Raw genomic sequence first — 26,650 nt, 5'->3', positions numbered from 1 at the left:
CGAGAGGCGCCGCGTGAGCTGGCTCGACGACACCGACGACGACGAACCGGAGTACGACGAGTCGGATATCCGGGTCCGCCCGAACCCGAAGGCGAACCGTCCCCGATCCAAGCGGAGGCCCGCGCACGCCGACGCCAAGATCGCCCGCGTGCTGGGCGTGGACCGCGGACGCTACACCGTCCTCGTCGACGAGGACGGGCCCGAGGAGCACCAGGCGCTCGCGACGCGGGCGCGGGAGCTGCGCAAGCAGCCGATCGTGACGGGCGACCGTGCGCGGATCGTCGGCGACACGAGCGGCGACGTGGGCAGTCTCTCGCGGATCGTCGGCATCGAGGAGCGCACGTCGCTCCTGCGCCGGAGCGCCGACGACACCGATCAGGTCGAGCGGATCGTCGTGGCCAACGCCGACCAGATGCTCATCGTGGTCGCCGCGGCCGACCCGGAGCCGCGCCCGCGGCTCGTGGATCGGTACCTCATCGCGGCGCTGGATGCCGGCATCCGTCCCCTCCTCGTCGTGACAAAGACCGACCTCGCCGACCCGTCCGCGTTCCTCGCGAACTTCGAGGGACTCGATGCCCTGCAGGTGTTCACGAGCGCCCGCGACGACATGCCGGTCGACGTGGTCGGCGCCCACCTGATCGGACATTCGACCGTGTTCGTCGGGCATTCCGGCGTCGGCAAGTCGACGCTCGTGAACGCGCTCGTGCCGAGCGCGCTGCGGGCGACCGGCCACGTCAACGCCGTGACGGGACGCGGCCGGCACACCTCCAGCTCCACCGTCTCGCTCCGCTACATCGGCGCGGGCGGCCGCGGCTGGGTCATCGACACCCCGGGCGTCCGCTCCTTCGGCCTCGGACACGTCGACCCGGCCAACATCCTGAAGGCGTTCACCGACCTCGCGATCGTCGCGGAGGAGTGCCCGCGCGGCTGCACGCACCTGCCGGATGCACCGGACTGCGCGCTCGTGGAGGCCGTGCAGGAGGGTCGGCTCGGGGAGAGCGGAGCCGCGCGCCTGGACTCCCTGCAGAGACTGCTGGCGACGTTCGCCTGACGATCTAGGCTGGGGGCATGTCCCGACTCGAGCCCGGCTCCCCCGCTCCCGACTTCACGCTCGTCGACCAGGACGAGCGCCCCGTGGCCCTCGCCGACCTGCGCGGCGGAGGCGTCGTGCTGTTCTTCTACCCCGCCGCGATGACGCCGGGGTGCACCACCGAGGCGTGCGACTTCCGTGACAGCCTGGCACCGCTGCAGGCGGCCGGGTACACCGTGCTCGGTGTCTCGCGCGACGACCCCGCCACCCTCCGCGCGTTCCGGGAGCGCGACGGTCTCACCTACGACCTGCTGAGCGACCCCGATCACGCCGTCCACGAGGCGTACGGCGCGTGGGGCGAGAAGATGAACTACGGCACGCTCGTCGAGGGCGTCATCCGCTCGACGTTCGTCGTCGATGCCGACGGCCGCATCGCGCACGCGCTGTACAACGTGAAGGCGACGGGACACGTCGCCCGCGTGCGGGCGCTTCTCGGCCTCACCTGACCCACCAGCGACTCACTCGGCCGCGGGACGACGCCCTCCGGCGGCGCGCGCCGCCGCCACGAGGCAGATCCCGATGACGACCGCCGGGACCGCGAGCGCGACCGCCACCGCGGGATGCCCGTAGTCACCGGTGGCCGCGCCGAGCGCGACGGCGAGGATCAGCAGTTGCGTGACGATCCCGCCCGAGCGCCCCCAGGACTGCCCGATCCAGGTGGCGACGGCGAAGCCCAGGACGGCCGCGGCGCCGAGCGCCGTGAGGACGATCAGCGCCACCGCGCTCGCGACCGAGTCGGTGTCACCCGTCACGATCGCGACGATCTGCCAGCCGAGGAGCACGAGCAGCCCGACGCCTTCTGCGGCCAAGAGCGCGGCGGCGGTCCGCTCGACGACGGTGATGGGCATCCGGTGCGGTCTCCTCGTTCTTCGACGCCGCGACGCGGCGCAGATGGGCCTCGCATGGAGGCGATACACAGCAAACCGCGCCGTTTGAGGCGCCGTTCACCCTTGATTCACCTTGTCGTCCGTGGGAGGATGGAAGAAGCGTGTGCTCCCACAGCGCAGTGGGGCGAGCGGTCAGCTCGCACACCCACAAGGGTAGTCGACGTCCACGTGCGTCCGAGCCCACACCCGCATCTTCAATCCCGCATCCAAGGAGCACCCCACTATGGATTGGCGCGACAAAGCCGCCTGCCTGACCGTCGACCCCGAGCTCTTCTTCCCCGTGGGGAACACCGGCCCGGCCGTCGACCAGATCGAGAAGGCCAAGACCGTGTGCGCACGGTGCACCGTCACAGAGATCTGCCTGCAATACGCCCTCGAGTCCGGTCAGGATTCGGGCGTCTGGGGTGGGCTGTCCGAGGACGAGCGCCGCGCACTCAAGCGCCGCGCTGCCCGCGCCCGCCGCGCCTCCTGACGGAGCCCCCGGCTCCGCTCTCCGCCAGCACGCACCGCAGGTGCTGTGACACCCAGCGCCGCCGTGTCACGGCATCGGCGACCCCGGCGGCACGCACCCACCGGTGGCGTGACACACTGCGCCACCGCGTCACGGCACCGGCGACCCCGCCGGCACGCAGCCACCGGTGGCGTGACCGGTAGGCTGCGCGACGACTAGGCCTGCGAGATGTAGCGCAGCGGGATGTCGATGGTGACCTCGGTTCCGCTGCCCATGATCGTGTGCCAGTCGATCGTGCCGCTGAGCTCACCCTGGATGAGGGTGCGCACGATCTGCGTGCCGAGGCCACGGCCGACCTGCCCCTCCGGCAGACCGACGCCGCTGTCGCGCACGCGGACCTCGAGGCGGTCCTCGGACCGCTCGGCGATGATCTCGACGTCGCCCTCCTTGTCGGCGAGCCCGTGCTCGACGGCGTTGGTGACGAGCTCGGTCAGCGCGAGCGCGAGGGGCGTCGCGTATTCGCTCGGCAGCGTCCCGAACGACCCCGTCCGATGCGTCCGCGCACGCGTGTTCGGCGCTGCCGCGACCTCGGCGACGAGCTTGAGGACCCGGTTGAAGACGTCGTCGAACTCGACGTTCTGCGCAAGACCCTCGGAGAGGGTGTCGTGGACCACAGCGATGGCCGACACCCGCCGCATCGCCTGCGTGAGCGCGTCGCGGGCCTCGTCGGAGTGCGTCCGCCGCGCCTGGATCCGCAGGAGGGAGGCGACGGTCTGCAGGTTGTTCTTCACGCGGTGATGGATCTCGCGGATCGTGGCGTCCTTGGTGATGAGCTCCTGCTCCTGGTGCCGGATCTCGGTCACATCGCGGCACAGCACGATGGCGCCGATGCGGGTGCCGTGATCGCGGAGCGGGACGGTGCGCAGCGACACCGTGACGCCGCGCGCCTCGATGTCGGCACGCCACGGCGCACGACCGGTCATGACGATCGGCAGCGACTCGTCGAACTGACGCTTGGCGGGGAGGATCGTGGTCGCGACCTCGATGAGGGACTCCCCCTCCAGCTCATCCTCGAACCCGAGCCGGTTGAACGCGGACAGCGCGTTGGGGCTCGCGAAGGTCGTGACACCGTCGACGTCGACCCGGATGAGGCCGTCCGACGCGCGCGGCGCGCCGCGGCGCGGCGAGGTCGGCGCGGTCAGGTCGGGGAAGTCGGCGGTCGCGATCATCCCGAACACGTCGTCGGCGCAGTCGTTGAAAGTGATCTGCTGTCGCGAGGGGGCGCGCGTCTCACCGAGGTTCGTGTGCCGCGTGAGCACGCCGATGACCGTCGCCGGCGCGGCATCGGTGCCCCGCTCGCGCACGATCGGGACGGCGCGGACGCGGGTGGGCGTCTCCTCGAACCAGTCCGGCGACGCGGAGTCGACGATGCGGACCTGCGTGAAGGCATCCTTCACCTGCGTCCGCCACTGCGGGCGCACGCGATCGCCGACGATGTCGCGGTAGAACAGCGTCGCCGCTCCGCCGGGCCGGGTGTGCGCGACCGCGATGAACGAATCGTCGGCGGTCGGCACCCAGATCACGATGTCGGCGAACGCCAGGTCGGCCAGAAGCTGCCCGTCACCGGCCAGGCGGTGCAGCCACTCGACGTCGGCCGCGGTGGAACGGCCCTGGGCATACACGAGATCGCTGAGCGTCGACACCCCACCTAGCCTACGGGGGCACGCCGGCGCGCCGCGCGCGAGGAGGCGCCCCTCACGCGGTGCGCAGCAGCCGCGCCGAGAGGCCGGTGCGTCCGCGCTCGCGGCGCTCGACCGGCTTCCTGATCGGCGGCACGACGGCCTCGCCCACGAACCGCCGGAGGGCCCCGGTGAGCGCCGAACGGGGCGACACGTGGGCGACGGGCCGCGCGGACAGCAGCGCCGCGTCGACGGCCCGGCCGTCCCAGGGCACGAACCACACGTCCTCGATGCCCGCGAATCGCTCGAGCGTGCGCCGCACCTGCCCCCGCGCGTCGATGCCGAGCGGACCGCCGCGCGTCTTGTTGACGACGACGCGCACGGGAGTCGCTCCGACCACCGCGCGCAGCTGCGCATGGTCGCGCACGAACCGCGACACCCCGACGGGGTCGGCGGCCACGACGGCGACGACGACGTCGGCGGACGCGAGCGCCGCGAGGGTCGCGGCGTTGCGGCGGGGACCGTCGATGTCGCTCACGATCTCCTCGTCGCGCTCCAGCGGGGCCGCGACGTCCACGACGGTGTCATCGACCCAGGCTCGGCACACGTCCAGCGCCGCGGCGACCCTGGCCTGGCTGAGCTCGGGCCACCTGCCCGGCCGGTTCAGCCCCGTGAGCACCTCCACATCACCCAGCGGCGCGGCGATGCGGGCGAGTTCGGCGACGGTCAGGGTCCCGCGCTCCGCCTGCCGGCAGGCGGCGGCGAAGCCGGGCCCCTCGTCGGCGAGCCCTGTCGCGAGGGCGAGTGAGGGCGCGTGCGCGTCGGCGTCGACAAGACCGACGCGGCGCCCGTCGCGGACGAGCTCGCAGGCGAGTTCGATGGCCAGCGTCGTCCGTCCCGGTGCGCCGCCCGGCCCCCAGACGGCGAGGACGCGCCCGCCCGGCGCGCTCTCGACCGCCGTCTCCGGGCGCTCCGGAGGCCGCAGGAGCGCCACGGCGTCCGCATCGCCCGAGTACGGGTGCAGGCCGAACATGGCGGCGAGCCGCCGGTCCGCCTCGCGTGCGCACACCGGGGCGATCCGCACGCCGAAGCGGTCGCACGCGCCGACGAGCTCCGCCGTCAGGGCGCCGCGTCCGGCAGCCACGATGAGGAGGTCGGCCCGCGCGAGCTCTCCGAGCAGCTCCGCCGCCTCGGGCCCGGCCATCGCGTCCGCGACGGCGGCGGCCGGGTCACCCGCGGCGACGACGGTGCGCACCTCCGCGCCCTCGAGCCGCAGGTCCTCCGCGAGGGTCGACGCGCGCGCCCCATCGAGGGCGAGGACGACCCTCATCGGCCCGGCCCCGTCGCCGGGACGACCGAGATGCTCCAGCCCGCCGAGACCGCCTCCAGCGTCGCAGCGACATCCGCGCGGTCGATGACGACCTCCAGCGCGGTGCCGGTCCCGCCGATGACGGAGTCGTCCCGCGATACCGAGACCACCGTCGCGGCAGGGACGAGGATGCGCGGCGGGTCGAATACGCCGCGCTCCCGCTGCGGCGCCGCCCAGACCTCCACGACCGTCCCGGTGTCCACCGCCGCCGGCACGTCTCCCGCGCTGCGCAGGGCCACCGTCGTGACGGCTGCGCGTGCGGCATCGCCGACGGCGCTCCGGGGCACGAGCTCGCCGGCCTCGATGGTCCGCGTCGCCACGACGCCGCCGTCCAGTGTCCCGGGCGACGTGTACGCGTCCCCCACCTGACCGAGCGCGACCTCCACGACCCGCAGGTCGGATGCCGCCACCTCTTCACCCGGCACGATGGTCCGCGCCGCCGCGAACACGGGGACGGTTTGCCGCGCCGCCGACACGATGAGCCAGACGCCCGCGATCGAGACCAGGATGAGGGCGATCCCCAGCAGGAAGCGCGCGTCGGACCAGAACGCGCGCGGACGGGGGCGGGCCATCTCCACAGCGGTCATCGCCCCATGGTGGACCAGGTGCACGCGGCGCCGCGGCGGTTATCCACAGCCCGGCGCGGCCGACGAGGGTTGGTGCGGGGCCGGAACATAATGGCCTCATGCCCGAGACACCGCGGTCCGCCGCGCGCATGCTCGCCCCGGCCCAGGTCGCCGAGGTGCTCCAGATCGGCGTCGACGAAGTCGTGGCGCTCGTCCTGGACGGCCGACTGCGCGGGGTGAAGGTCGGGACGCCCGCCCGGTGGCGGATCGAGGCGGACAGCGTCGAGCACTATCTCGACGACCAGGCCGAGGAGGCCCGGCGCATCGCGCTGTGGCGGGAGTCCAACGCGGCGAGCTTCCCGGAGCTGTGGGGCCGCGGGGCGGTCCGCCGCCCGGACTGAGCAGCGGTTCAGGGCAGCGGCGCGGGGGCGTCGAGCCGCACCGCGACGACCGCGGAGAACGGGATGAGGCGGTGCCCGGTCACCAGCCCGCTGCGGCGCGGCTGGCCGCGGTCGTGCAGCGCGAGATCGAGGTGGTCCGCCCCCGCGCGGTCGATCGTGCCGGAGAGGGTGCGGCCGCCGAGCACCGTGACGGTCAGAGGCGTCCGCCGCCGGACGAGGTCGCGCAGCACGAAGCCGAACGTCATCCGCTCGGCCAGGCGCGTGGACGCGACATCCGCGCGCGCACTGCGGAGGACGTCGGCGTGGGGCATCCCGATGGCCACGACCGCGGCCAAGGGGACCAGCACGGCGCCCGCGCGGCGGGTGTCCGGCGTGAGCGCGATCCAGTCGGCGCCGACCGCTGCCAGGCGTCCCGTGACGGCGTCGCCGTCGGCGAGTTCGAGCCGCGGCGGCGACTGCCCGCCGTCCGTCAGCGCGACGAGCCGCTGCCGCAGGGTGAGCCGGGCGAGACGGAGCCGTTCGGCCTCGGTGTCCAGCGCGGCGCGCTCGGCCTCCCACTCGGAGTCGAGCTGGTCTTCCAGGTCCTCGAAGAACCGTTCCCATGGCACGCGGCAGAGGCTAGGACACCTCGGGCGCGGCGTGCACCGGTTGTCCACAGTTGGAGGATTCTCATCCTGCGCCCCGCGCGGCTGTGCTCTACTCGTGGCCACGACACCCCCGCGACACCCCTCGAGAGAGGACTCGGCATGGCTCCCCCACCGAGCACCGCGCGCACACCGGCAGCCTCCGGCTCCGCGCTCCACGTGGCGGAGTACTTCGCCCCGCAGCGCACTCCCAGCAGCGAGCTGCCGGAGCCCGAGCCCCTGCTGAAGAACCTCACGATCGGGGTCCTCGAGGTGCTCGCCGGCGTCCGAGAGGTCGATCAGCTGGCGCGCTGGTTCGGGGAGGACGCGTTCCGCGCCCTCGTCACCCGCGCGAACCTGTCGGCACGAGCCCGCAGCGCCCGAGGCGTGGCGGCCGCCCGGCCCGCGCATCGCATCCTCACCATCCGGCATGACGCGCCCGCCGACGGCGTCGTGGAAGCGGTCGTGATCGTGGCCGGCCCTGCGCGGACCCGCGCCGTCGCACTGCGCCTGGAGGGATGGGACGGGCGCTGGCGCGCGACATCCCTCGCCCTCCTGTAGCGCGCGTCGCTGAGCGGGGCCGCGGCGGCTCGTGACGTCGGGGGAGTCCGGGCCGGTCGCGGGGGGCGTCGGGAGAGGACTACCGTCGACGTATGGCGTCATCCACCGAGAATCCTTCCGTTGAGGCAGAATCTGCCCGTCCGGAATCAGCCTTCAGCGAGCTCGGGCTCAGCGATGCGGTGATGAAGGCCCTGAAGGACGTCGGCTACGAGACGCCCTCCGCCATTCAGGCGGCCACCATCCCGCCGCTGCTCTCCGGCCGCGACGTCGTCGGCCTCGCGCAGACAGGCACCGGCAAGACCGCCGCCTTCGCGCTGCCGATCCTCTCCCGCCTCGACCTCGCCCAGAAGACCCCGCAGGCCCTCGTGCTCGCGCCCACGCGCGAGCTCGCCCTGCAGGTGTGCGAGGCGTTCGAGAAGTACGCCTCGCACATGCGCGGCGTGCACGTCCTCCCCGTCTACGGCGGCCAGGGCTACGGTCAGCAGCTCTCGGCGCTCCGCCGCGGCGTCCACATCGTCGTCGGCACGCCGGGACGCATCATGGACCACCTGGAGAAGCGCACGCTCGACCTGTCGGAGCTCAAGTACCTCGTGCTCGACGAGGCCGATGAGATGCTCAAGATGGGCTTCGCCGAGGATGTCGAGACGATCCTCGCCGACACCCCGACCAGCAAGCAGGTGGCACTGTTCTCCGCCACGATGCCCACGCAGATCCGGCGCATCTCGACGCAGTACCTGAACGATCCCGAAGAGATCACGGTCAAGACGAAGACGACGACGTCGGCCAACACGACCCAGCGCTACCTCATGGTGTCGTACCCGCAGAAGGTCGACGCGCTCACGCGCATCCTCGAGACCGAGAACTTCGAGGCCATGATCGTCTTCACCCGCACCAAGAACGAGACCGAGACCCTCGCCGAGAAGCTGCGCGCCCGCGGGTACACCGCCGCGGCGATCAGCGGCGACGTCGCACAGGCCCAGCGCGAGCGCACGGTCAGCCAGCTCAAGAGCGGGAAGCTCGACATCCTCGTGGCGACGGACGTCGCCGCGCGCGGGCTCGACGTCGACCGCATCAGCCATGTCGTCAACTACGACCTCCCGATCGACACGGAGTCGTACGTGCACCGCATCGGCCGTACGGGTCGTGCCGGGCGCACCGGCGACGCGATCAGCTTCGTCACGCCCCGGGAGCGGCGGATGCTGACCACGATCGAGAAGGCCACGCGCCAGCCGCTCACCGAGATGAAGCTCCCCAGCGTCGAGGACGTCAACGCGACGCGCCTCACCCGCTTCGACGACGCGATCACCGCGGCCCTCGCCGACCCGGCGCAGATCGGGGTCTTCCGCGACATCGTGGCCCACTACGTCGAGCACCACGACGTGCCCGAGGCCGATGTCGCCGCCGCTCTCGCCGTCGTGGCCCAGGGCGAGACGCCGCTCCTCCTCGACCCCGCCGCGGCGCCCGAGCCCCGGTCCGATCGCGAGACCCGTGGCGGCAGCGACCAGGGAGAGCGGGGCGATCGCCGTCCGCGCTCGGGCGGCTCGTCGATGACCACCTACCGGATCTCGGTCGGCCGTCGCCACAAGGTCGAGCCGCGCCAGATCGTCGGCGCCCTCGCCAACGAGGGGGGCCTGCGGCGCGAGGACTTCGGCGCGATCCAGATCCGCCCCGACTTCTCGCTCGTCGAACTCACCGCCGACCTGCCTCGCGAGACGCTGAAGCGCCTCGAGGGCACGCGCATCAGCGGCAAGCTCATCGAGATCCAGCCCGACCGATTCGGCGGCTCCGCCAAGCGCCCGGATCGTCCGCCGCGCCGCTGAGGCAGGGCGTCGCTGCGTCACTGCATCACGGCGTCACTGCATCACTGAGACGCCCGGCTGTCGACGCCGTCCTGCGGGGCGATCTGCAGGATCAGACGTGACGGGTGGGGCGGATGAGTGGCCGGGCGCCCCAGGCGCGACATCCGGTCCTGCCGTTCGCGCACCATGGCCGGCGCTGCACCGGGCCGCACGCCGCCCGCGGCCGGCCGACAGCGCCACGACGGCCCGCGCCGTCCGCTACCACGCCGCGGTCGCCGGGGGCGTCACTGCCGGTACGAGGCGAGGAAGTTGCCGAGCCGTTCGATCGCCTCGGTCAGCACGCGCGCCTCGGGCAGTGTGACGATCCGCAGGTGATCGGGCGTCGGCCAGTTGAAGCCGGTGCCGGGGACCAGCAGCACGTGCTCGGCGACGAGGAAGTCGTAGACCAGCTTCGCGTCGTCGCGGATGTCGTGCACCTCGGGGTCCAGCCGCGGGAAGGCGTACAGCGCGCCCTTCGGCTTGAAGCACGTGACGCCCGGGATCTTCTCCAGGCCCGCCCAGGCGGCATCCCGCTGCTCGTGCAGGCGACCGGTCGGGGCGATGAGCGCATTGATCGACTGGACGCCGGAGAGGGCGGCCTGGACGGCGTGCTGCCCGGGGACGTTGGGGCAGAGCCGCGTGGAGGCCAGCAGCTGGATGCCCTCGAGGAAGCCGGACGCGTGCTTCTTCGGCCCGGTGATGACCATCCAGCCGGAGCGGTAGCCGGCGACCCGGTAGGTCTTGGACAGCCCGTTGAACGTGAGGCACAGCAGGTCCGGGGCGAGGGTCGCGAGCGGGACGTGCACGGCATCGTCGAAGAGGATGCGGTCGTAGATCTCGTCGGAGAGCAGCAGGAGCTCGTGCTCCCGGGCGATCTCCACAATCCCCTCCAGCACCTCGCGCGAGTACACGGCGCCGGTCGGGTTGTTCGGGTTGATGACGACGATGGCCTTCGTGCGCGGGGTGACCTTCGCGCGGATGTCCTCGAGGTCGGGCTGCCAGCCGTTCTCGTCCGCGCAGCGGTAGTGCACGGGAGTGCCGCCGGCGAGGCTCGTCATCGCGGTCCACAGCGGATAGTCCGGCGAGGGGATCAGCACCTCGTCGCCCTCGTCGAGCAGCGCCTGCATCGTCATGGTGATGAGTTCGGACACGCCGTTGCCGAGGTACACGTCATCCGGGTCGAAGGCCGGGAAGCCGGCCTCCTCCTCGTAGCGCGACACGATCGCGCGGCGCGCCGACATGATGCCGCGGCTGTCGCTGTACCCGTGCGCGTGCGGGATGGCCTCGATCATGTCGCGCACGATCTGGAACGGCGATTCGAAGCCGAACACGGCGGGGTTCCCGGTGTTGAGCTTGAGGATCGTGTGCCCGTCGGCCTCGAGCCGGTCGGCCTCCACGAGGGCGGCCCCACGGATCTCGTAGAGGACGTCCTTCAGCTTCGACGACTGGTCCAGGATGCGGGGGCTCATCCGCTCAGGATATCCCCGCGCCGACCAGGCCAATGCGCGCCCCGTGGCCCCCGGCGGGCCGCCGGCTGCCGGGTTCGGGCGATCCGCCCGGGTCAGGCCGATCCGGGCCGGGCCCGCCGGACCCCGGCCGATCGCCTGACGTCGGCCGGGATGCCGCGCGTACTACTTCTTCTTGTCGGCCGCGCGGCGCTGTGCGCGGTTCTGCGCCGTCGCGGCGGCGGACCCGCCGTCGGTGCGCTGGCCGAACGCCCCGCGGGGCGCCTCGGCGGCGGGCTCGGCGGGAGCGGGGGCCTGCGCGGCGCGCAGCTTGCTCGTCGCCGCCTGCTGCACCTGCCCGCGTTCGTTGCGCACCTCGACCTCGCCGGCGTCGTTGGACGCGGTGTACTGCAGTCGCTGCGCCTCGACCGTCGGCGCGGTGAGACCCTTCGCCTCGACCTGGGCGCCCTCGGCCTGGCGCACCTCGACCTCGAGGTTGTAGAGGAACCCGACGGACTCCTCCTTGATCTGCCCCATCATCGACTGGAACATCTGGTACCCCTCGCGCTGGTACTCGATGAGCGGGTCGCGCTGGGCCATGGCGCGCAGGCCGATGCCGTCCTTGAGGTAGTCCATCTCGTAGAGGTGGTCGCGCCAGCGGCGGTCGAGCACCTGCAGCACGACGCGGCGCTCGAGCTCGCGCATGGCGGGCGAGCCGAGCGACTCCTCGCGCTTGTCGTAGGCGATCCTCGCGTCGGAGAGGATCTCGCGCTTGAGGCCCTCCGCGGTGACGCGGCCGGCGTTGCCGCTCTCCGCGACGACCTCGTCGATCGTGACCCCCACGGGGTACAGGGTCTTCAGCTCGGTCCAGAGCGCGTCGAAGTCCCAGCTCTCGTTGTGGCCGCGACCGGTGTGGTCATCGATGATCGCGTTGATAGCGTCCTCGACGAAGTGCTGCACACGGTCGGAGAGGTCATCGCCCTCCAGCATGTGCCGGCGGTCGGCGTAGATCGCCTCGCGCTGGCGGTTGAGGACGTCGTCGTACTTCAGGACGTTCTTGCGGATCTCGGCGTTGCGGGCCTCGACCTGCGCCTGCGCGCTCTTGATGGCACGGGAGACCATGCCGGACTCGATCGCGACATCGTCCGGGAAGTTCGTGCGGGCGAGGATCGCCTCGGCGGCTCCGGACTGGAACAGCCGCATGAGGTCGTCGGTCAGCGACAGGTAGAACCGGCTCTCGCCGGGGTCGCCCTGACGTCCCGAGCGGCCGCGCAGCTGGTTGTCGATGCGGCGGGACTCGTGACGCTCGGTGCCGAGCACATAGAGGCCGCCGGCCTCGACGACCGCGACGGCCTCCTCGGCGACGGTGTCGCGCATGGCGGGGTAGACCTCGTCCCACGCGGTCTCGTACTCCTCGGGGGTCTCGACGGGGTCCAGACCCCGGGACTTGACCTCCTGCACGGCGAGGAACTCGGCGTTTCCGCCGAGCATGATGTCGGTGCCGCGGCCGGCCATGTTCGTGGCGACCGTGACGGCCCCGAGGCGCCCGGCACGGGCGACGATCTCGGCCTCACGCGCGTGGTTCTTCGCGTTGAGGACCTCGTGCTTGACGCCCTTCTTGGCGAGCAGGCGGGAGAGGTACTCGCTCTTCTCGACGCTGACGGTGCCGACGAGGACCGGCTGGCCGGTCTCATGGCGCGCGGCGATGTCCTCGACCACCTGCGTGAACTTGGCCTGCTCGTTCTTGTAGACGAGGTCGGACTGGTCCTTGCGGACCATCGGCTTGTTGGTCGGGATGGGGACGACGCCGAGCTTGTAGGTCGACATGAACTCGGCCGCCTCGGTCTCGGCGGTACCCGTCATGCCGGCGAGCTTCTCGTAGAGCCGGAAGTAGTTCTGCAGCGTCACGGTGGCGAGGGTCTGGTTCTCCGCCTTGACCGGGACCGCCTCCTTCGCCTCGATGGCCTGGTGAATGCCTTCGTTGTAGCGCCGCCCGACGAGGATGCGGCCGGTGTGCTCGTCGACGATCATGACCTCGTCGTTCATCACGACGTAGTCGGTGTCGCGCTTGAACAGCGCGAGCGCCTTGATCGAGTTGTTCAGGAACGAGATGAGCGGCGTGTTGGCCGACTCGTACAGGTTGTCGATGCCGAGGTAGTCCTCGACCTTCTCGATGCCGGGCTCGAGCACACCGATCGTGCGCTTCTTCTCGTCGACCTCGTAGTCGACGCCGGCCTGCAGGGTCTTCGCGATCTTCGCGAACTCCACGAACCACCGGTTGGCCTCCCCGGAGGAGGGGCCGGAGATGATGAGCGGCGTGCGGGCCTCGTCGATGAGGATCGAGTCGACCTCATCCACGATCGCGAAGAAGTGCCCGCGCTGGACGAGGTCGTCCTTGCGCCACGCCATGTTGTCGCGGAGGTAATCGAAGCCGAACTCGTTGTTCGTGCCGTAGGTGATGTCCGCGGCGTACTGCTCACGGCGGATCTCCGGGGTCTGGCCGGCGATGATCGTGCCGGTCGACATGCCGAGGGCGCGGTAGACGCGCCCCATGAGCTCGGACTGGTACGAGGCCAGGTAGTCGTTGACCGTGATGACGTGCACGCCCTTGCCGGCGATCGCGTTGAGGTACACGGCGAACGTCGCGGTCAGGGTCTTGCCCTCACCGGTCTTCATCTCGGCGATGTTGCCGAGGTGCAGCGCCGCGCCGCCCATGATCTGCACGTCGTAGGGACGCTGGCCCAGGGTCCGCTGGGCGGCTTCGCGCACCGCGGCGAACGCCTCGGGCATGAGCTTGTCCAGCGACTCGCCGGCCTCGTGGCGGGCACGCAGCTCGGCGGTCTCGCTGCGCAGCTCGTCGTCGGTCAGCTGCGCGTAGTCCTCTTCGAGGGCGTTCACGGCCTTCACGACCTGCTGGAGCCGCCGGAGGATCCGTCCTTCACCGGCGCGAAGCAGTTTCTCGAGGGGGTTGGCCACGGACGATCTCCATCTGTCGGGTGCCGCCGACGTCCCGGTCGGCGGGTGCCCGCGCAAGGCGCAGGCATATTGAGCCATGTTATCCGCCTGTGACCTTGGAGACATCTGCATGGGGTCCGGTATCTCCCACAGCGGACAGCCGGGATGCGCGCGCGGGGACGGGTTCTGCGAACCGGCAGGGAACCGCGGCCGCCCGCGGCGCCGCCGGGCGCCGCGGATCTAGGATCGAGCCATGGCTGGTGGAATCTGGGGCAGACGCAAACGCGAGCAAGAGGAGCTGCAGGCGAAGATCGCCGAGCTCGGCCGACGGGCCGACTCCGCTCTCGTCGCCGCCGATGAGCGCATCCGCACCACCGCCGACGAGCTCACGTACGCCGAGATCGAGTTGGGACGGGATGCCACGGGCGAGCTGCGCGCGGCGGTCGCCGCCGTCCGGCAGCATCTGGGCGAGGCCTTCCACCTGAACCAGCTGAACCACGACGAGATCCCGGACACGTCGGAGGAGCTGCAGACCCGCAACGAGCGCATCATCCAGCTGTGCGACTGGGCGCAGGAGCTCCTCGACGACCGGACCGAGGCGCTCGCCGAGTCCATCGCCCGCGCGCGGCGCGCACCGGAGATCATCGCCGGCATCCGCCGGGACGTCGAGCGCCTGCGCGCCCGCCTGCCGCAGGCCGAGGAGACGGTCGCCCGGCTGCAGCAGCGCTACTCCCCCGCGGCCCTCCGCAAGATCTCCGGGAACCCCGCCGAAGCCCGGCAGCTGCTGGACTTCGCCGTGCACGGCTCCGACGTGTCCGAGGTCCGCCGCGAGAGCGGCCAGCGCGAGCAGGCCAACATCGCGCTCGAGACCGCGATCGAGGCGGTGCGCCGTGCCACGACGCTGCTCGAGTCCGTCGACCAGTTCGAGGTCGAGGCCCTGCGTGCCTCGTCGACCCTCACGGCCATCGTCGATGACTCCCGGCAGGACATCGTCGACGCGCGTGACCTCGCCGGCGTCCCGGCCGTCGCCGCAGCGACGACGGCGCTTGAGAAGGCGCTCGACGACTTCGGCACGACCGCCGAGAAGCCCGACCCGTTCACCGAGCTCACCCGGCTGCGCGAGGCCAACACGGCGCTCGACCTCGCCGTCGCGAAGGCCCGCGAGCGCGCCGCGCGCCCCCTGCCGCCGGAGTCGCATGTGCGCCATGCGATCGACGACGCCGACCGCCAGCTCGGCGTCGCGCGCAGCGTCATCTCGGGTCACCGCGGCTGGATCGGGGCCGACGCCCGCACACGGCTCGCCGAAGCCGAGCGCATCCGCCTCGAGCTGGCACCGTTCATCGGCGCGCCGATCGACGAGGACCTCCGCGAGCAGGCGCTCGCCGACGCGCGCCGGTGCGGGATGCTCGCCGCCGAGGCGCTGCAGCTCGCGCAGCGCGACATCGATTCGTCCCGCCCGAACGACGGCGGATGGGGTCAGGGCGGCGGGCGCGGTCAGCGCGGCGGTCCCGACATCATGGGCGGCCTCCTCGGCGGCCTCGTGATCGGCAGCCTCCTGGACGGCATGTTCGACTGATCACCGCCCGGACGTGCGGGAGGGCGGATGCCGCACGGCATCCGCCCTCCCGTGCTCGGTCTAGGAGACCAGCTCCTCCGCGGCTGCGACCGTGGTCAGCGAGATGACGCCGTAGTCCCAGCCCTTGCGGCGGTACACCACACTGGGGTGGTCGGTGCGCGCATCGATGAAGAGGAAGAAGTCGTGCCCGACGAGCTCCATGCGGTCCACGGCCTCCTCGACGGTCATCCACTCCGGTTCGAACAGCTTGGTGCGGATGACGACGGGGGTGTAGTCCGCCTCCTCCTCGTTGCCGGTGATGATGGGGATCTCCCCTGTCGCCACGGCCCGGATGACATCCAGCGAGGCGGGCTTCACGTCGATCCCGGCGATCGTTCCGGTGCCCTTCTCGAGCTTGGCGCCACGGGAGTGGTTGCGGGCGTCGACCCGCTTGTCCTTCGCGCGCCGCAGCTGCTCGGCCATCTTGTCCACCGCGATGTCCAGTGCGGCGAACTTGTCGCCGTCGGTGGCCTCCGCGCGGACGATGGGGCCCTTGCCGGTCAGAGTCAGTTCGACGGTCTCATCCTCGCGTCCGCCGTTGTGGTAGACGCGGTGGGTGACCTTGACGTCGAGTCGCTGCGCCCGCGGCGCGAGGTTCTCGATCCGGGCGGACTTCTCCTCGGTAACGGTGCGGAACCGATCCGTGATGCTCACGCCCACGCCGACGATGCTGGTTTCCATCCCTGACCTCCTTGTTCCGGTCCTCCCGGTCAAGGGCGGACCTCGGTTCGCCTTCTGTCCCCCCAACGTAGCCCCGGCGCCGCCGCATGTCACGCGCGGTGTGCCGTGATTATCCCCCGAAGCGGCGTGGCGGCGATCGTCGCGGCCGCCAGCACGTCGGCGCCCCCGTCGCGCAGCGTCCGAACCGCTTCGGCGAGCGTCGCACCGGTCGTCACGACGTCATCCACGAGCACGATGCGCAGCCCCGCGACGCGGCGGGCGCGCATCGTCCCCGCGACGTTGCCGGCGCGCTCGGCACGTCCGAGTCCGCGCTGGTCGGCGGACGGCGCCGCGGCGACGAGCAGTCGCTCCGGCGCCAGCCCCGCCCGCGTGGCGACGAGCTCCGCGACGCGGTAGCCGCGTCGGCGCAGGGCAGCGCGCGAGGTCGGCACGGGCACGACATGCACGTCGCCGCCCGCATCCGCAGCCTGCGCAGCGGTGCGCAGCGCCGCCCCGAGCGGGCGCGCGAGCGGCGTCCGACCCTCCTCCTTGAGCGCGCGGATGACGCGTGCCGCAACGCCCTCGAAGGCGAACGCGCTGTGCACGCGGAGGCCGTCCGGCAGCCGGCGCATGCGCGGGTCAGGAGCGAGCGCCGCGGCGCAGTCCGTGCACAGCGGCACCCCCGGCAGGTCGCAGCCGGCGCACCAGGTCGGGAAGACGAGCGAGAGGGCCTCGGCGAGCGCGCCACGGAGATGGGAGGACGGCATCCGCCCATCGTGCGGCGGGAGTGCTCCCGCCGTCCCGCGAGACCCCCGTTCCGTGTCCCCCCGCCGCGGAGACCGCATTGGGGAGGAGACGTCAGCGCGGCGTGCCCTGCTGCGTCGCGAGCACACGGACTCCGGAGAACTGGTCCTGCCACGACGCGCCGCGCTGGACGTACAGCTCGCCGTCCTCATCACGGAGCCGCACGCCGCCGGGCTGGTTGCCACCGGCGACCGTCGTGATGCCGGCGGGGGCGCGCAGCGACGACCCCGGACCGCCGACTGGCTGCTCCAGCACGAACGTCTGCCCGCCGTCGGTGTACGACAGGGCGAGGGTGGTCGCATCTCCCCACGCGAGCCCGACCCCGTCCCCCGGGAGCACGGCCAGCAGCTGAGGGTCGCTGAGCGCGACGGGCACCGCGTCTTCATTGCGCACGATGCCGGCCACCCACACCGAGGGGTGGGCGCCGTCGCGGACGACCGCCGCGATACGCGCGCCGTCGCGCGAGATGCGCATGGCGGAGAGGCGTGTCGCCCCGCTCCATGCGTCGGCGATCTCGTGCCACGCACCGTCCGGCCCGATCGCGACGACCGCCCCCGGATCCTCCGCCGGCACGCTCCAGATGTAGTCCTCGGTGTCGATCGTCGGCCCCACGAGGCCCCGCCGGGCGTCGATCTCGGTGACGGCGGCACCCGCCTCGACCCGCGCCGTGCTGCCCGCCGCCGTCTGCACGGCCGCGAACGAGCGGGACGCGGCCACCTCGATCGCGACGGCGTCGACCGAGCGGACGGCGGCGGACAGCCCCAGGATCTCCTCGATCTGCGTGCCGGAGAGGAACCCGAACGCATCGTCGGTCAGCACCAGCGGCCGCGAGTCGATGCGCGTCGGTGCGACGCTCACGGCCTCGGCGGTGAGCACCTGGTCGTCCACGAGCATGTCGACCTCCGGGATGCCGGCGCCGGCGAGGCTCTCCCGGAGCTGGGTCTGCATGCGGTCGAGGATCCCGGACTCGAGCTGACGGGCGCCGCTCTCCAGCGACACCTGAGCGACGCCGGAGCGGACCGGCACCGACCGCTGCGCGAGGTCGACATCGGCGGAGAACGCGGTGACGACGGACTCGGCGAGCCAGGGGCTCGGCGCGCCGTCGACGAGCGCCTCCGCGATCCGAGTCGCGGCGTTGGTGGTCGGGAACCAGCGCAGATCGGGGACGAGGAAGTGCCAGCTGGGGTCGAAGTACATCAGCTCGTAGCTGCGGAAGACCGACCGGAATCGCGTCTCGTCGAGGATGACGCCGTCCGGCGCCTCGGCGATGCGCCACTCCCCCTGTGCGCGCTCGAGGCGGAATCCGATCGCGATCTCCCCCTCGCCGGCGACCTCGTAGGCCCCCGCCGCGTCCACCGTCGCCTCCGGGGCGATCGTGAGGACGATCTCGTCCTCGGCCGGTTCGGAGAGCGCGCGCTCGCCGGCCCGGTAGATGGTGACGCCGGCCTGCGGGCGCCACGTCGCCCGGAACTCCGTGGTCAGGAACTCCTGTGCGGTCGCCCAGTTGCTCCGTGTGCCGGACCCCGCCGCGATGAAGCCCTCGACGATCTGGGCGGGCGTCGCACCGGGGGACGGCCCTGCCGGGACGAACGCGACGTCGGTGTCGCCGTCCTCCTCCGTGACGGGTCGGCCGGCGTTGACCGGACCGGTCGTGGGGAGCCCGGCGCAGGCGGTGAGGAGCAGGGCGAGCAGCGCGGCGGCGAGGCCGAGGGTGGCGCGGCGGCGGGTCACGGGCGGCCTCCCTGGGCGAGGTCGGGCAGATCGAGCGGCTGGGTCATGCCGAGATCGTCCACGGGCGTGCCGTCGTCACCGGGGTCGGCGGGGATCGGCGGGGCGCCGCGGAGCGTCGCTCCCTGGCGCGGCAGGGTCAGGACGAAATTCGTCCCCCGGCCGAGCTCGGACCACACCTCGAGGGTGCCGCCGTGCAGGCGGGCGTCGCCGAGCGCGATCGACAGGCCGAGCCCGGTCCCGCCGATCGTGCGCTTGCGCGACGGGTCGGCGCGCCAGAACCGGTCGAACACGCGCTCCGCGTCGGCCGCGCTCATGCCGAGACCGAAGTCGCGGACGCTCAGCGCGACGGCCTGCTGGTTGCTGTCGACCATCACGACGATGGGCCGCCCCTCGCCGTGCTCGATCGCGTTGCCGAGGAGGTTGCGGACGATCCGGCGCACGCGGCGGGGATCCATGTCGACGGGCGAGTACCCGCCGGGGGCCACGAGACGCACATCGGTGCCGTGCTGATCGGCGAGCTGCTGCATCGAGGCGATGACGTCCTCGGCGAGATGGGCGAGGCTCGTGGCCTCGTTCTCCAGCTGGACCGAGCCCGCGTCGTACCGGCTGATCTCGAGGAGGTCGGTCAGCAGCGTCTCGAAGCGCTGGACCTGCGCGTGCAGCAGCTCCGCGGCGCGCGCGGTCGTGGGGTCGAACGCGGCGCGCTGGTCGTTGAGCATGTCCGACGCGAGCCGGATGGTGGTCAGCGGCGTGCGCAGCTCGTGCGAGACGTCGGAGACGAACCGCTGCTGGACGAGCGACAGCTCGGCGAGCTCCTTGATCTGCGCCTCGATGCTGTCCGCCATGGCGTTGAAGGAGCGCCCCAGCGTCGCGAACTCGTCCTCGCCCTGCACCGGCAGGCGGACGCCGAGGTCGCCGGACGCGAGCTTGGCGCTCGTCTCCGCGGCCCGCGCGATGGGTACCGTGACCGAACGGAGGACGAACCAGCTGACCGCGCCGATCAGCACGACGAGGACGATGCCGACGCCCCAGAGCGTCACCTGCACGAACTGCAGCGTCTGCGCCTCGGAACCCAGCTCGTAGGCGAAGTAGACCTCGTAGGCGCCGGCTTCGGGAAGGATGAGCTGCTGCCCGATCACGACGCCCGGTATCCGCCCGCCGTCGTCGGCGGGGATGCCGATGGACTGCCACCACTGCGTGCCGGCGTCCCGCCGTACGGTCTCGCGGAGGCCGGAGGTCAGCAGGGCGGAGGTGAGGCCGCCGGCCTCGAAGTCCTGGGGCGCCGTCGAGGACGGCTCGTCCGAGATGCGGAAGGCGGCGATCATGTCGGTCGACGCCTGCCGCGCCATCGAGTCGCGGACCCGGTCCATGAGGTTCTGGAGCGCGAGCGTGTCGCTCTCGACGACAGCCGCGTCCAGCGTGGTCTGCGCCGACTGCGTCGCCCGGCTCGCCGCCGACTGCACCTGCTGGATACGCGACTCGAACAGATCGTTCTGGATCGCGAGGGCCATCCAGACCAGGGCCACCAGGATCGTGAGAGCCGTCAACCCGAGTGTCAGGGCGACCGTGCGGAACCGCAGCGACCGGCGCCACGCCAGCATGATGCGGCGGGGCCACTCCCGCGCGTTCCGCCAGTCGGTGACGACGGCGTGAGTGGCGGTGCTCGTCGGCGACACGATCCGATTCCGGCGGGGGCTAGACGACGGCGCCGGCGCGGTAGCCCACGCCGCGCACCGTCGTGACGATCTTCGGGTTGTCGGGGTCGATCTCGACCTTGGCCCGCAGCCGCTGGACGTGCACGTTCACGAGGCGGGTGTCCGCCTTGTAGTGATAGCCCCAGACCTGCTCGAGCAGCATCTCCCGGGAGAACACCTGCTGCGGCTTGGAGGCGAGCGCCACGAGCAGCTCGAACTCCAGCGGCGTCAGCGCGATGACGGTCTCGGCGCGGCGGACCTCGTGGGCGGCGACGTCGACGGAGAGGTCGCCGATCCGCAGCGTCTCCCCCGCCGGCTGGGATGCCGGCCGCAGGCGCGTGCGGATGCGCGCGACCAGCTCCTTGGGGTTGAAGGGCTTGACGATGTAGTCGTCGGCGCCGGATTCGAGACCGCGCACGACGTCGGCCGTGTCGGTGCGCGCCGTCAGCATGATGATGGGCACGCCGGACTCGGCCCGCACGCGCGTGCAGATCTCGATCCCGTCCATTCCGGGCAGCATGAGGTCGAGCAGGATGAGGTCCGGGCGCTCGGCGCGCCACACATCCATCGCGACCGCCCCGTCGGCGCAGAACGCCGTCTCGAACCCCTCGGTGCGCAGGACGATGCCGATCATCTCTGCCAGAGCGGTGTCGTCGTCGACAACCAGGATGCGGGATGTCATTGTGACCTGTTCGTCCTTCGGGTGCGGCGGATGCCGGTGCGCCGGCCGGGCGCATCCCCCACAGTATCGGACCCCGCCCCGCCGGGGCCCGACGGCCCCGGTATGACACGATAGGACGACCCGCGCCGATCGTTCGAGGAGTGCATGTGACGGCCTACCCGACGTGGACGCCTGCCCCCCGGCCCGGCATCATTCCGCTCCGACCTCTGGGATTCGGCACCATCCTCGGTCGCGCCTTCGCGGCGCTGCGGCAGAACCCGCGCGTGCTGCTCGGCTTCGCACTGGTCGCGCAGACCGTCGTGACGATCGTCGCGGCAGCCGGCATCGTCGCGGCGGGGATCTACTCGTTCGGACGCCTCGCGACACTGTCGCCCGGCGACGACGACTTCGACACCGTGATGGCGGGCTCGATCGCGCTCGTCGGCGCCGTGAGCCTCGTCCTCGGCCTCGCCGCCAACGCGTTCAGCGTGCTCGTGCAGGCCGTGATCGTGCGGGAGGTCGCGCACGCCGCCCTCGCGGAGAAGCTGACCCTCGGCGGACTCTGGCGGCAGGTCACGCCCGTCGCGTGGCGGCTCATCGGGTACACGGTGCTGCTGAGCCTCGCGGTCGGCGTGCTCGTCGGCATCCTGGTCGCCGCATTCGTGCTGCTGGCGCAGGCATCGGTCGCCGTCGTCGTGGGTCTCGTCATCCTGGCGATCCTCGTCGCCGTCCCGGTGTCGCTGTGGCTCACCGTCAAGCTCCTGCTGGCACCGGCCGTCATCGTCATGGAGCGGGCACGCATCCTCGACGCCGTGCGCCGCTCCTGGTCCCTCACGCGCGGACGGTTCTGGCCGTCGCTCGGGATCGTGGTCATCATCTCGGCGGCGTTCGGGGCGCTCGCGCAGCTCGTCAGCCTGCCGATGTCGTTCCTGACGACCGGGATCACGACGGTTTTCTCTCCGACCGGAGACCCGGAGGTCGGCAGCGTCATCGCGCTCCTGGTCGGCCTGCTCGTCACCGAGGTGCTCGTGGTGCTCCTGCAGTCGGTCGCACTTGTCGTCCAGTCCACGGCGACGGCGCTCATCTACATCGACTCCCGGATGCGGCGGGAGGGCCTGGACCTCGACCTCCTGGCCTACGTCGACCGGCGCGAGCTTCCGGGCGCCGTGCCGACCGATCCCTACCGGATCCACATCGGACGCGACCTCCCCCGGTGGGCTCCGCCCGCACCGGGCACCGCGGTGCCGGGGTTCGCGGGTCACCCCGCGCCCCCGTTCCCGGCCCCGCCGTACCCCACGGCCGCGCCGCCGACGCCCTCGCCCGGCGCCGCGACTCCCCCCGCAAGGGATCCCGCTCCGTCGCCGAGGACGTGGACACCGCCCGGCGGCGCACCGGGATCGCCGTGAGGGTGCCGATCGCGCCGTTGATCCCGGACGGGGACGAAGCGCGCGAGTGGGCGGAGCGGGAGCTCGCGGACCCCGTCTACCGGGTCGCGGAGCCGACGCCGTTCGATCGCGCGGCCCGGGCCGTGGGCGACTTCTTCCTCTCGCTGTTCAGCGGCGACCTCCCGCCGGCGTTCGGCCCGTGGCTCGCGGTCGCGGTGCTCGTGGTCGTCGTCGCGGCGATCGCCGTCGCCGTCGTGATCTGGGGTCGGCCACGCGGGGCCGCGCGGACGCGCGCCGCCGCCGTCCTCTTCGGCGACGCCGAGCGCCGGTCCGCGGACGATCTGCGCCGCGCCGCCCGGACAGCGGCCGCCGCCGCGCGGTGGGAGGACGCGATCGTGCTGCGCTTCCGCGCGATCGCCCGATCGCTCGCGGACCGCACGATCGTGGAGACGCCGCCGGGGGCGACGGTCCACGGCTTCGCACGCTCCGCGACGGGCGCCTTCCCCGCCGAGGCGGAGACGCTGGCCCGCGCGGCGGATGCGTTCGACGACGTCCGCTACCTCCGGCGCCCGGGGACCGCCGACGCGTACGAGCTCGTCGCGTCGCTCGATGAGCGCCTCCTGGCGGCGCCGCGGCCGGAACGGACCCCGGTATGACGGCGGCCGCCCCGGCGCGCGCGGCTGTGCGGCCGCGCCGCCGGGCGATCGCGGGGTGGGCGGCGATCGGCGCCGCACTGCTCGTCATCGGCGCGGTCGCTGCCGCGATCGGCGGGATCTCGCAGATGCCGGCCGCGGGTCTGCTGGACCCGGAGTCCCCCGCCCCGGACGGCGGCCGTGCGCTCGCCCGCCTGCTGGATGACCACGGGGTCGCGGTCGACGTCGCCCGCGACCGCGCCGCGGCGGCGGACGCGCTCACATCCGCATCCACACTGGTCGTCACCGACACCGCCCCGCTGTCGGACGAGGATCTCGCCGCCCTGACGGCGGAGGCCGCGGATGTCGTGCTGCTCGAGCCTCGGTCACGGGATCTGCGCCTCCTGCTGGACGGGTCGACCCCCGCGGGGGTCGGTGCCGGCGCGGCCGTGCCGGCCTGCGCGCTGCCCGAGGCCGCGCGGTCCGGCGAGATCTCGCCCGGAACCGTCTTCGGGGCCGCCGGCGATGCGGTCGCGTGCTACCCGTCCGGCGGCGGGCACGGCCTGCTCGTGCGGGACACCGACGGCGGCCGGATCGCCGCCCTCGACGCCACAGCCCTCCTCACCAACGAGCACCTCGCCGACGACGGCAACGCGGCCCTCGGCGCGAACCTGCTCGGGCGAGGGGCCCACGTCGTCTGGTACCTGCCGGCGCTCACGGACAGCGACCTGACGACAGCCCCCACGATCGGTGAACTGACGCCGGACTGGGTCACGCCGGCGCTCGCCCTCCTCGCCGGCGCGGCGCTCGCGGCCGCGATCTGGCGCGGACGGCGGTTCGGTCCGCTCGTGGCCGAGACGCTCCCCGTGTCCGTCCGCGCGGGCGAGACGACCGTCGGCCGCGCCCAGCTGTACGCGCGCGCCGGGGACGCCGGGCACGCCGCGGACCAGCTGCGCATCGCCGCCCTGGATCGCCTGGCCCGGCTCCTCGGACTCGGCCCCGCGGCATCCGTCCGGGAGGTCGCCGACGCGGTCGCCGCACATCTGGGCGCGGACCGCGCCACCGTGACCGACGTGCTGCTGGACGCCGTGCCGCGCACCGACCGCGAACTCGTCGACCTCGCCGACCGCCTCCGCGACCTCGAGGACGCGGTGACCCGCACCCTTCGCCCCGAAAGGAACAGCCCATGAGCGACACCGTCGCCGATGTCCCCTCCGCCGACGAGCCCTCCGACGACGTGCTCCGGGAGGCGATGAACCGCGTGCGGCTCGAGGTCGGCAAGGCGGTGGTCGGCCAGGACGGCGCCGTCACCGGCCTGCTGATCGCACTGCTCGCGCGCGGACACGTCCTGCTCGAGGGCGTGCCGGGCGTCGCCAAGACGCTGCTCGTCCGGGCTTTCAGCCGCGCCATCGGACTGGACACCACCCGCATCCAGTTCACCCCCGACCTCATGCCGGGCGACGTCACCGGATCTCTCGTCTACGACGCGCGGGCGGGCGAGTTCGAGTTCCGCGCGGGACCGGTGTTCACCCACGTGCTGCTGGGCGACGAGATCAACCGCACGCCCCCGAAGACCCAGGCGGCACTGCTGGAGGCCATGGAGGAGCGCCAGGTCTCCGTGGACGGGCAGTCCCGTCCCCTCCCCGACCCGTTCCTCGTCGCCGCGACGCAGAACCCGATCGAGCACGAGGGCACGTACGCCCTGCCCGAGGCACAGCTGGACCGGTTCCTGCTGAAGCTCCTCATCGACGTGCCCGCGCGGGCCGACGAGATGGCGGTGCTCCGCCGGCACGCCGACGGGTTCCGGCCCGGGGATCTGGCCGGCGCGGGGCTGCAGCCGGTCGTCGGAGCCGCGGAGATCCGTGCGGCGCAGCGCGCCGCGGCATCCGTCACCGTCTCGGACGACGTGCTGGGATACGTGGTCGACCTCGCCCGCGCGACCCGGCAGTCCCCGTCCGTGCAGCTCGGGGCGAGCCCGCGCGCGGCGACCGCGCTCCTCGCCACCGCGAAGACGTGGGCCTGGCTCGGCGGCTACCCCGCCATCACCCCCGACCACGTGCAGACGATGCTGCTGCCGACGTGGCGGCACCGGGTGCGACTGCGCCCCGAGGCCGAGCTGGAGGCGGTCTCCGTGGAGGCGATCCTCACGTCGGTGCTGGCCCAGACCCGCGTCCCGATCTGATGTTCGTCACCGGTCGCCTCGCGCTCGCGCTCGCGCTGGGGGTGGTCCCCGTCGTGCTGCTCTCGGCCGCCGGGCTGCCCGCGTGGACGGTCGCCGGCGCGTGGGCGGCGCTGTGCGTCGCCGCGGCCGCGGTCGACGCGGCGTGCGCGGCCGACCCGCGCACCGTGGACGTCGAGCGCCGCGTGCCCGGACGGGTGCTGCGCGACCAGGACGTGCCGACGACCGTGCTCCTCACCAATCGGGGCCGTCGCCGCCTGCGCGGGCGGGTGCGGGACGCGTGGCAGCCGACCGCGGGCGCGCCGGAGGGCCGCAGCGTGATCGACATCCCCGCCGGCGAGCGGCGGGCCGTGGACATCACGCTGCATCCGCGCCGGCGCGGCGAGCTGCGCACCGGGTTCGTCGTCGTCCGCGCCGACGGGCCGCTGCGGTTCGCGGGTCGTCAGGGCCGCGTCGAGGCGCCCGGCGCGCTGCGCGTCCTGCCGCCCTTCACCGCGCGCCGGCACCTGCCCTCGCGGCTCGCGCGGCTCCGCGAACTCGACGGCAACACGAGCGTCCAGATGCGCGGGCAGGGCACCGAGTTCGACAGCCTCCGCGAGTATGTGCGGGGCGACGATGTGCGCTCGATCGACTGGCGGGCGACCGCGCGCGCGACGACCACGATGCTGCGGACGTGGCGGCCCGAGCGGGACCGGCATGTCGTCATCGTCATCGATACGGGCCGCACCTCGGCGGCGCGCGTCGGGGACGGTGTGCGCCTGGACGCCGCGATGGAGGCGGCGCTGCTCCTCGGCGCCCTCGCCGTCCGCGCCGGCGACCACGTGCATCTCGTCATGTTCGACCGCGTGCTGCGGGCCCGCGTGACGCGCGTGGACGGGACGGGGCTGCTGCCGGCGCTCGTGGACGCCATGGCGCCTGTGGAGGCGCAGCTCATCGACACGGACTGGGATGCCGCGGCCGCGCAGGTGCACCGGCTGACGACCCGCCCCGCGCTCGTCGTGCTGCTGACGGCGCAGGATGCCGTCGACTCGGCGCGCGGCTTCCTCGCGGCGCTGCCCGCGCTCACCGCGCGCAGCCGCGTCGTGGTGGGCAGCGTGTCGGCGGACGAGCCTCTGACCGACCGTGCCCGCGACGCCGCGGGCGTGTACGCCCTCGCGGCGGCCGAGCGCAGCGCGCGCGACGCCCGCGAGGTCGCGTCCGCGATCGGGCGCGCGGGGGCGGATGCCGTCGTCGCCGACGCCGAGTCGCTGCCGCCGCGGGTGGCCGACCGCTATCTCGCGCTGAAGGCCGCGGGCCGGCTGTGATCCCCGGCGTCGCTCAGACGCCGCGGGACCGGGGCGACCGAGAGGGGTGACCTCGACGCCGCCGCCCGCACGACGCGGTCCCGGCGACGCGGCTCTGGCGGTCGCGCGCGATCGGCGGGA

Annotated in this window: 24 protein-coding genes; 12 read left to right on the top strand and 12 right to left on the bottom strand. The window is 72.8% G+C overall.

The genetic code is table 11. From position 1 onward, the window contains the following. Positions 1 to 13: 13 nt before the first annotated feature. Positions 14 to 1,051, top strand: coding sequence for a ribosome small subunit-dependent GTPase A (gene rsgA / locus QZL85_RS13155; RefSeq protein ID WP_295577476.1), 1,038 nt, complete (start codon positions 14 to 16; stop codon positions 1,049 to 1,051). A gap of 17 nt (positions 1,052 to 1,068) precedes the next feature. Beyond that, the gene (bcp, locus tag QZL85_RS13150) at positions 1,069 to 1,536 is read left to right on the top strand and encodes a thioredoxin-dependent thiol peroxidase (RefSeq protein WP_295577473.1); all 468 of its coding nucleotides are present in this window, start codon (positions 1,069 to 1,071) and stop codon (positions 1,534 to 1,536) included. Positions 1,537 to 1,548: 12 nt separating this feature from the next. Here bcp and QZL85_RS13145 read toward each other — a convergent pair whose 3' ends face one another. Further along, positions 1,549 to 1,938 carry a histidine kinase gene (locus QZL85_RS13145; protein WP_295577470.1) on the bottom strand — a complete coding sequence of 130 codons (390 nt, stop codon included), beginning with the start codon at positions 1,936 to 1,938 and terminating at the stop codon, positions 1,549 to 1,551. A 262-nt stretch (positions 1,939 to 2,200) separates the two neighbouring features. Between QZL85_RS13145 and QZL85_RS13140 the strand changes: the two genes are divergently transcribed. Further along, a complete protein-coding gene (locus tag QZL85_RS13140) occupies positions 2,201 to 2,449 on the top strand; it encodes a WhiB family transcriptional regulator (protein WP_028496164.1) in 249 nt (82 codons plus the stop codon). Positions 2,450 to 2,643: 194 nt separating this feature from the next. On the opposite strand, the gene QZL85_RS13135 is transcribed toward QZL85_RS13140, so the two are convergent. Genes QZL85_RS13135 through QZL85_RS13125 form a run of 3 tightly spaced genes read right to left on the bottom strand, consistent with a single transcriptional unit; the run spans position 2,644 to position 6,063 of the window. After that, positions 2,644 to 4,131: a sensor histidine kinase gene (locus QZL85_RS13135; RefSeq protein WP_295577467.1), complete on the bottom strand. Its 1,488-nt coding sequence runs from the start codon at positions 4,129 to 4,131 to the stop codon at positions 2,644 to 2,646. A 52-nt stretch (positions 4,132 to 4,183) separates the two neighbouring features. Beyond that, complete coding sequence (locus QZL85_RS13130; RefSeq protein ID WP_295577464.1) at positions 4,184 to 5,437, bottom strand: hypothetical protein; 1,254 nt, start codon at positions 5,435 to 5,437, stop codon at positions 4,184 to 4,186. Then, positions 5,434 to 6,063, bottom strand: coding sequence for an SAF domain-containing protein (locus QZL85_RS13125; RefSeq protein ID WP_295577461.1), 630 nt, complete (start codon positions 6,061 to 6,063; stop codon positions 5,434 to 5,436). Before QZL85_RS13125 ends, QZL85_RS13130 begins: the two co-directional genes overlap by 4 nt. A gap of 98 nt (positions 6,064 to 6,161) precedes the next feature. Here QZL85_RS13125 and QZL85_RS13120 point away from each other — a divergent pair, with 98 nt between their 5' ends. Further along, positions 6,162 to 6,443: a helix-turn-helix domain-containing protein gene (locus QZL85_RS13120; protein ID WP_295577458.1), complete on the top strand. Its 282-nt coding sequence runs from the start codon at positions 6,162 to 6,164 to the stop codon at positions 6,441 to 6,443. An 8-nt stretch (positions 6,444 to 6,451) separates the two neighbouring features. On the opposite strand, the gene QZL85_RS13115 is transcribed toward QZL85_RS13120, so the two are convergent. Further along, positions 6,452 to 7,051: a hypothetical protein gene (locus tag QZL85_RS13115; RefSeq protein ID WP_295577455.1), complete on the bottom strand. Its 600-nt coding sequence runs from the start codon at positions 7,049 to 7,051 to the stop codon at positions 6,452 to 6,454. Between the two features lie 138 nt (positions 7,052 to 7,189). Here QZL85_RS13115 and QZL85_RS13110 point away from each other — a divergent pair, with 138 nt between their 5' ends. Both QZL85_RS13110 and QZL85_RS13105 read left to right on the top strand, forming a co-directional pair. Further along, positions 7,190 to 7,627: an Rv3235 family protein gene (locus QZL85_RS13110; protein WP_295577453.1), complete on the top strand. Its 438-nt coding sequence runs from the start codon at positions 7,190 to 7,192 to the stop codon at positions 7,625 to 7,627. 92 nt (positions 7,628 to 7,719) lie between these two features. Continuing rightward, complete coding sequence (locus QZL85_RS13105; RefSeq protein WP_295577451.1) at positions 7,720 to 9,447, top strand: DEAD/DEAH box helicase; 1,728 nt, start codon at positions 7,720 to 7,722, stop codon at positions 9,445 to 9,447. Positions 9,448 to 9,710: 263 nt separating this feature from the next. Here the strand turns inward: QZL85_RS13105 and QZL85_RS13100 are convergent, their stop codons facing one another. Continuing rightward, positions 9,711 to 10,934 (bottom strand): pyridoxal phosphate-dependent aminotransferase, encoded by a 1,224-nt coding sequence (locus QZL85_RS13100; protein ID WP_295577448.1) that lies wholly within the window; start codon positions 10,932 to 10,934, stop codon positions 9,711 to 9,713. Positions 10,935 to 11,096: 162 nt separating this feature from the next. Beyond that, a complete protein-coding gene (gene secA / locus QZL85_RS13095; RefSeq protein WP_295577445.1) occupies positions 11,097 to 13,886 on the bottom strand; it encodes a preprotein translocase subunit SecA in 2,790 nt (929 codons plus the stop codon). A 232-nt stretch (positions 13,887 to 14,118) separates the two neighbouring features. Here secA and QZL85_RS13090 point away from each other — a divergent pair, with 232 nt between their 5' ends. After that, complete coding sequence (locus QZL85_RS13090; protein ID WP_295577443.1) at positions 14,119 to 15,441, top strand: hypothetical protein; 1,323 nt, start codon at positions 14,119 to 14,121, stop codon at positions 15,439 to 15,441. Positions 15,442 to 15,501: 60 nt separating this feature from the next. On the opposite strand, the gene raiA is transcribed toward QZL85_RS13090, so the two are convergent. The 5 genes from raiA to mtrA all read right to left on the bottom strand — a co-directional run bounded on the left by raiA (position 15,502) and on the right by mtrA (position 21,051). Beyond that, complete coding sequence (gene raiA / locus QZL85_RS13085) at positions 15,502 to 16,161, bottom strand: ribosome hibernation-promoting factor, HPF/YfiA family (RefSeq protein WP_295577440.1); 660 nt, start codon at positions 16,159 to 16,161, stop codon at positions 15,502 to 15,504. Between the two features lie 89 nt (positions 16,162 to 16,250). Then, positions 16,251 to 16,907, bottom strand: coding sequence for a ComF family protein (locus QZL85_RS13080; RefSeq protein ID WP_295577437.1), 657 nt, complete (start codon positions 16,905 to 16,907; stop codon positions 16,251 to 16,253). A 91-nt stretch (positions 16,908 to 16,998) separates the two neighbouring features. Beyond that, positions 16,999 to 18,675, bottom strand: coding sequence for an LpqB family beta-propeller domain-containing protein (locus QZL85_RS13075; RefSeq protein WP_295577436.1), 1,677 nt, complete (start codon positions 18,673 to 18,675; stop codon positions 16,999 to 17,001). After that, on the bottom strand, positions 18,672 to 20,351 hold the full coding sequence (gene mtrB, locus QZL85_RS13070) for an MtrAB system histidine kinase MtrB (protein ID WP_295577435.1): 1,680 nt from the start codon (positions 20,349 to 20,351) through the stop codon (positions 18,672 to 18,674). Before mtrB ends, QZL85_RS13075 begins: the two co-directional genes overlap by 4 nt. A gap of 19 nt (positions 20,352 to 20,370) precedes the next feature. Further along, entirely contained in the window at positions 20,371 to 21,051 is a 681-nt protein-coding gene (mtrA, locus tag QZL85_RS13065) for an MtrAB system response regulator MtrA (protein ID WP_295577433.1), read from the bottom strand. A gap of 146 nt (positions 21,052 to 21,197) precedes the next feature. Here mtrA and QZL85_RS13060 point away from each other — a divergent pair, with 146 nt between their 5' ends. Genes QZL85_RS13060 through QZL85_RS13040 form a run of 5 tightly spaced genes read left to right on the top strand, consistent with a single transcriptional unit; the run spans position 21,198 to position 26,530 of the window. Further along, positions 21,198 to 22,436 carry a glycerophosphoryl diester phosphodiesterase membrane domain-containing protein gene (locus QZL85_RS13060; RefSeq protein ID WP_295577430.1) on the top strand — a complete coding sequence of 413 codons (1,239 nt, stop codon included), beginning with the start codon at positions 21,198 to 21,200 and terminating at the stop codon, positions 22,434 to 22,436. After that, positions 22,433 to 23,071: a DUF4129 domain-containing protein gene (locus tag QZL85_RS13055; protein ID WP_295577428.1), complete on the top strand. Its 639-nt coding sequence runs from the start codon at positions 22,433 to 22,435 to the stop codon at positions 23,069 to 23,071. The genes QZL85_RS13060 and QZL85_RS13055 overlap by 4 nt, the downstream gene beginning before the upstream one ends. Then, positions 23,068 to 24,237, top strand: coding sequence for a DUF4350 domain-containing protein (locus QZL85_RS13050; protein ID WP_295577426.1), 1,170 nt, complete (start codon positions 23,068 to 23,070; stop codon positions 24,235 to 24,237). Before QZL85_RS13055 ends, QZL85_RS13050 begins: the two co-directional genes overlap by 4 nt. Beyond that, positions 24,234 to 25,229: a MoxR family ATPase gene (locus tag QZL85_RS13045; protein ID WP_295577424.1), complete on the top strand. Its 996-nt coding sequence runs from the start codon at positions 24,234 to 24,236 to the stop codon at positions 25,227 to 25,229. The genes QZL85_RS13050 and QZL85_RS13045 overlap by 4 nt, the downstream gene beginning before the upstream one ends. After that, entirely contained in the window at positions 25,229 to 26,530 is a 1,302-nt protein-coding gene (locus QZL85_RS13040; protein ID WP_295577422.1) for a DUF58 domain-containing protein, read from the top strand. The genes QZL85_RS13045 and QZL85_RS13040 overlap by 1 nt, the downstream gene beginning before the upstream one ends. Positions 26,531 to 26,650 lie beyond the last annotated feature (120 nt).

The sequence above is a fragment of the uncultured Microbacterium sp. genome, from assembly GCF_900078385.1.
In the GTDB taxonomy this organism is placed as follows: Bacteria; Actinomycetota; Actinomycetes; order Actinomycetales; family Microbacteriaceae; genus Microbacterium.
This window is presented reverse-complemented; position numbering and strand designations above follow the sequence as displayed.

Coding starts and splice junctions, on each gene's coding strand:
- QZL85_RS13040 (WP_295577422.1), top strand. CDS start 25,229: ATGTTCGTCACCGGTCGCCTCGCGCTCGCGCTCGCGCTGGGGGTGGTC.
- QZL85_RS13090 (WP_295577443.1), top strand. CDS start 14,119: ATGGCTGGTGGAATCTGGGGCAGACGCAAACGCGAGCAAGAGGAGCTG.
- QZL85_RS13045 (WP_295577424.1), top strand. CDS start 24,234: ATGAGCGACACCGTCGCCGATGTCCCCTCCGCCGACGAGCCCTCCGAC.
- QZL85_RS13145 (WP_295577470.1), bottom strand. CDS start 1,938: ATGCCCATCACCGTCGTCGAGCGGACCGCCGCCGCGCTCTTGGCCGCA.
- QZL85_RS13130 (WP_295577464.1), bottom strand. CDS start 5,437: ATGAGGGTCGTCCTCGCCCTCGATGGGGCGCGCGCGTCGACCCTCGCG.
- raiA (WP_295577440.1), bottom strand. CDS start 16,161: ATGGAAACCAGCATCGTCGGCGTGGGCGTGAGCATCACGGATCGGTTC.
- QZL85_RS13100 (WP_295577448.1), bottom strand. CDS start 10,934: ATGAGCCCCCGCATCCTGGACCAGTCGTCGAAGCTGAAGGACGTCCTC.
- QZL85_RS13080 (WP_295577437.1), bottom strand. CDS start 16,907: ATGCCGTCCTCCCATCTCCGTGGCGCGCTCGCCGAGGCCCTCTCGCTC.
- mtrA (WP_295577433.1), bottom strand. CDS start 21,051: ATGACATCCCGCATCCTGGTTGTCGACGACGACACCGCTCTGGCAGAG.
- QZL85_RS13140 (WP_028496164.1), top strand. CDS start 2,201: ATGGATTGGCGCGACAAAGCCGCCTGCCTGACCGTCGACCCCGAGCTC.
- QZL85_RS13105 (WP_295577451.1), top strand. CDS start 7,720: ATGGCGTCATCCACCGAGAATCCTTCCGTTGAGGCAGAATCTGCCCGT.
- QZL85_RS13120 (WP_295577458.1), top strand. CDS start 6,162: ATGCCCGAGACACCGCGGTCCGCCGCGCGCATGCTCGCCCCGGCCCAG.
- bcp (WP_295577473.1), top strand. CDS start 1,069: ATGTCCCGACTCGAGCCCGGCTCCCCCGCTCCCGACTTCACGCTCGTC.
- QZL85_RS13110 (WP_295577453.1), top strand. CDS start 7,190: ATGGCTCCCCCACCGAGCACCGCGCGCACACCGGCAGCCTCCGGCTCC.
- QZL85_RS13125 (WP_295577461.1), bottom strand. CDS start 6,063: ATGACCGCTGTGGAGATGGCCCGCCCCCGTCCGCGCGCGTTCTGGTCC.
- QZL85_RS13050 (WP_295577426.1), top strand. CDS start 23,068: ATGACGGCGGCCGCCCCGGCGCGCGCGGCTGTGCGGCCGCGCCGCCGG.